Below are 1,043 nucleotides of genomic sequence, written 5' to 3'. Positions count from 1 at the left end.
TTGCCCGGTAGCTACGTTCGGAACTGATAAGCGCTGAAAGCATCTAAGCGCGAAGCAGGCCTCGAGATGAGTTCTCACTAGACTTTTAAAGTCTCTGAAGGGCCGTTGAAGACTACAACGTTGATAGGCAAGATGTGGAAGTGGTGTGAGCCATTAAGCTAACTTGTACTAATTACCCGTGAGGCTTAACCATACAACGCCAAACGCGTTTTGTGTGACAGTTAAGACAGAAGTTAATGACTAAAGTAGATAGTTACTTAGAAACTTAAAAAATATTATCAGATATTTTCCAAATTCAGTTAGTGCGTAGGAATACGGATTAACGCCCAAATTTGCTTGGTGACAATAGCGTTTTGGACCCACCTGACTCCATGCCGAACTCAGTAGTGAAACGAAACAGCGCCGATGATAGTGTAGCATTTGCTATGTGAAAGTAGGACATTACCAGGCTTCAAATTGTAGAAAGCCGCTTCAGAAATGAAGCGGCTTTTTTACGTCCACAGAAAAGTAATATTTAACATTTTCTTCTCTAAAGCGTAGCGTCTCCTGAGCAAAGCGTCTCTTTGTGAACAGTGTTTTGGTTATTCAATACACTGGCCTATGTTAGATAACATTTCACTGTGACTCTTCACCGCTGTGGGCACCATGACATTACCAAGCCTCAAATAAGAGAAATCCGTTGCAGCAATGTGACGGGTTTCTTTCTGTCTGGGATTTAGTAAATGGCCAAACTATACCGAACTTTTAGTACATGCTTACATAATAATTGAATGGTCGCCTAGGCTATTTTAATTATCTGAATCGCCCCGTGTTTGCCAGAGACTCAATAACTTGAGAAACTGGAACTATGAAAAAATCAAATCGCTATACATCAGAATTTCGTGAACGTGCAATTAGGCTTGTTACCACACAACAGCATGAATACCCTTCTCTTTGGGCTGCGCTAGTATCGATTTCAGATAAACTGGGATGTACCCCAGAAACACTTAGAGCATGGGTCAAGAAATCTCAAGCTCAACCGTCTAAACCCTCTTCTAATACGC

At 41.5% G+C, this 1,043-nt stretch carries 1 protein-coding gene and 2 rRNA genes; all 3 read left to right on the top strand.

Going from position 1 to position 1,043, the window contains the following annotated elements; translation table 11 throughout:
* Positions 1-193, top strand: a 23S ribosomal RNA gene (locus tag BCG07_RS00290); the annotation flags it as partial.
* Positions 194-335: 142 nt separating this feature from the next.
* Positions 336-450, top strand: a 5S ribosomal RNA gene (gene rrf / locus BCG07_RS00285).
* Positions 451-847: 397 nt separating this feature from the next.
* The coding region (locus tag BCG07_RS00280) for a transposase (protein ID WP_138922260.1) at positions 848-1,043 on the top strand (196 nt) is incomplete at its 3' end.

It is taken from the genome of Pseudoalteromonas sp. ESRF-bin5, assembly GCF_002632075.1.
GTDB classification, from domain to species: Bacteria; Pseudomonadota; Gammaproteobacteria; order Enterobacterales; family Alteromonadaceae; genus Pseudoalteromonas; species Pseudoalteromonas marina.
Note: the sequence above shows the minus strand (reverse complement) of the source record. Positions and strands in the feature narration are given on the sequence as shown.